The organism is uncultured Adlercreutzia sp., assembly GCA_910585575.1.
Taxonomy (GTDB): domain Bacteria; phylum Actinomycetota; class Coriobacteriia; order Coriobacteriales; family Eggerthellaceae; genus Adlercreutzia.
The window spans coordinates 1-3,286 of sequence record CAJUFS010000127.1; the positions used below are offsets into that span (position 1 = coordinate 1).

Below are 3,286 nucleotides of genomic sequence, written 5' to 3' on the forward strand. Positions count from 1 at the left end.
CTTCCCCAACCGCGTCGAGGATCCCACCCTCGTGCGCCCCGACATGTGGAAGTAAGCACCACCTATTCGATGGCTTCCGGGCAGCTCGAACAGGCTGCCTAGGGGCTACCACCCTCCCTCGGGAACAGCTTAGGGCAGCTGCCTGAGGGGATAGTTAGAAAAGAAAGGGGAACAGGTTTCAACGCACGAAGCGGCCTGTTCCCCTTTTTTAGTACGCGGTAAGGGCAAATATGCGCGTACGAAACAGAAGACGGGTCTCCTCCTTATGGCGCGTCTTCTGGCAATACTCACCTCAAGGGAAAGATAAAGGAGGGTTATATGGCTCAGGAGAAAATCGCTCCTCAAGGCGAGGGCAGCGGCTTCCAGATGAACTACACCAAGGGCCTTATCTTCATGCTCATCTCTGCGACGGGCATGGGCCTGGTGCCGCTGTTTTCGCGTTGGGCAACGCGTACCGACATGTTCGACGGTGCTCTCGGCCTGAATGCCGGCGACTCCATCGGCGCTCTCATGGCCTGCGGCCGCATGGGCATGGGCGTTCTGTTCTTCGTCATCTTGATGTTCGCCACCGGCAAGGTGGAAACCTTCAAGAAGCTGAAGCTCACGCCCGCCATCGCGCTGGGCGGTCTTATGATCGGCATGTCGCTGGCCTGCTACGTGACGTCTACGTTGCTCACCACGGTATCCAACGCCGTTATGTTCATCTACACTGGCCCGGTTATCTGCGTGCTCGCTGCGCGCATCTTCCGTAAAGAGCCCATGAGCGCTCTGCAGTGGGTGTGCCTCTGCGTCGTGTTCGTTGGTATGTTGTTCGGCGAGGGCCTGCTCGGCTTCGGCGTTGGCGGTCAGGCTTTCGGCCTTGACTTCAACCTGGAGACGTCCACGCCCGAGTTCCCGCAGAAGGGCATCGGCGACGCCTTCGGCCTGCTGTCCGGTCTGTTCTACGGCCTGTCCATGTTCTTCAACGGCTACCGCAAGGATGCCGACACCACCGCCCGTGGCGTGTGGAACTTCATCTTCGCGGTGCTGGGTGCTGGCATCATCACCGTTATCCTGAACTCCCTGGGCTCCAACCCGGGCATGGAGAACTGGGCTCTGAACATCCACTTCACCACGTTCAACTGGATTGGTGCGGTGCTGCTGTGGATCATCTGCGGCCCCATCGCTCTGGGCTGCCTGCTGGTGGCCGGCCGTAACCTGCCCGCCATGGACTACGGCACCATCGCTTACTGGGAGGTTCCCGTTGCCATCTTCATCGGCATCGTGATCTTCGCCGAGCCCATGTCCATCAACAGCTGGCTGGGCGTCATCCTCATCTGCGGCGGCGGCGCCTTCCCCACGGTGAAGGCCATGCTGGCCCGCAAGGGCACGGGCGACGTCGACCAGAAGACGCTGGAAAGTGTCGAGGCCGAGAACAAGGCCGAGGTCGAAACCCAGGATCTGCCGTAAGGCATTCTCCGAAAGCGCCCGTGCCCGTCATGGGCGCTTTCTCTGCAATGCGTCGCATTGCGCCACTTCCGAAGCTGGCTGGCATTCGGTGGTGGGAGAGGGGAGAGCCCCTTTCCGATCAGCAAACGTCGAGTGCGGGCTCGTCCCGCGCCCTGGCTTAGGAAGACTCAGAGTATAGCGTCCCTCAGGGGCGTAAGAAGAGGAGGTCCGTCCATATCCGCTCAACCCGGATGGGCGGGCCTTTCTGTTGATAAAGGGGGTGGTCCTGTGAGGACTGCACAAAGCAAAAAGGGGTTTGGAAAGGATCTGGGTGATTTTCATGGCATCTAGCGACACAATGGTGGCAAGCTCTGCTACCGCCGAGGAAGAGCACGCCACTTTGAGACGCGTCGCCGTCTCGTCGTTCCTCGGCAACTTCATCGAGTGGTTCGATTACGCGTCCTACTCGTATTTCGCCACGGTAATCGCCCTGGTGTTCTTCCCGGCGTCGAATCCCACCGTCGCCTTGATGGAGACCTTCGCCGTGTTCGCTCTTTCGTTCTTGATGCGTCCGGTGGGCGCGTTCTTCTGGGGGCACATGGGTGACAAGAAGGGGCGCAAGTGGGCCCTGGCAACCTCCATCCTTCTGATGACCGGCGCCACGTTCTGCATCGGCCTGCTGCCCACCTTCGCAACGGTGGGACTCTTGGCCCCGGCACTGCTGTTGTTGCTGCGCATGGTGCAGTCGTTCTCCGCTTCCGGCGAGTATGCCGGTGCCGCCACGTTCCTGGCCGAGTACGCCCCGGCCAATCACCGCGGACTGTATTGCTCGCTGGTGCCCGCTTCCACGGCTACGGGCCTTTTGGTGGGCTCCACCTTGGCCACGCTCATGTTCGTCAGCTTCGGCCACGACTCCGCTTTCGTGACCGAGTGGGGCTGGCGCATTCCGTTCTTGCTGGCCGGTCCGCTGGGCATCATCACGCACTACATTCGTACGCGCGTCTCTGACTCGCCGGTGTACCAGGAGATGCAGGACAAGCTGGAAGCAAAGGGCGAAACCGACGATACGCCCATCAAGCTGCTGTTCACGAAGTACTGGAAGCCGCTGCTGGTGTCCTTCGGCGCCTGCATGCTGAACGCTGTGGGCTTCTACGCGGTGCTTACCTACCTGCCGAACTATCTGCAGGACACTATCGGCTACGATGCCGGTGCCTCGTCGCTGATCACCACCATCTGCCTGGTGGCCTACATCGCGTTCATCTTCCTGTCCGGCCGCGTGTCCGACCGCTTCGGCCGCAAGAAGATGCTCATCATTGCCTCCATTGGCTTCATCGTGTTCACGGTGCCGGCCTTTATGCTCATGGGAAGCCAGAACTTCTGGATTATTCTCGTAGTGGAGCTGGTCATGTGCCTGCTGCTTACCATCAACGACGGTACGCTGTCCAGCTACCTGTCCGAGACGTTCCCCACCGAGGTGCGCTACTCGGGCTTTGCGGTGAGCTTCAACTTTGCCAACGCCATCTTCGGCGGTTCGGCGTCGTTTATCTCCATCGCCTTGATTGAGGCGACGGGCAATGCCATCGCGCCGGCGTGGTACATGGTGGCCATTTCGGTTATCGCGCTCATAGCCATGTGCCTGACCCACGACAACTCCAGGAAGAAGCTCACTGACATTCAGTAGCTTCGGGGTGTAATTTGCAGCCCCGCAGACGTCGGAAGGGGAGGGTCCGGCGGGGGCTGCAAATTTTTATGCACGTGAGCGACGTCCCTGGAAAAAGGGGCGTCGCTTTGTTTTTGTGCACGAACACGGCGTAACCTTTTTGGGGAAGAATAGCGACTCCGGCGACGAGGGCGGCCG

At 60.2% G+C, this 3,286-nt stretch carries 2 protein-coding genes; both read left to right on the plus strand.

All coding sequences use genetic code 11. The features are described from left to right. The first annotated feature begins 318 nt into the window (after positions 1 to 318). Positions 319 to 1,449, plus strand: coding sequence for a DMT family transporter (locus QZ307_RS10960; RefSeq protein ID WP_295999759.1), 1,131 nt, complete (start codon positions 319 to 321; stop codon positions 1,447 to 1,449). 319 nt (positions 1,450 to 1,768) lie between these two features. Further along, complete coding sequence (locus tag QZ307_RS10965; protein WP_295999761.1) at positions 1,769 to 3,109, plus strand: MFS transporter; 1,341 nt, start codon at positions 1,769 to 1,771, stop codon at positions 3,107 to 3,109. The last annotated feature ends 177 nt before the right edge of the window (positions 3,110 to 3,286 follow it).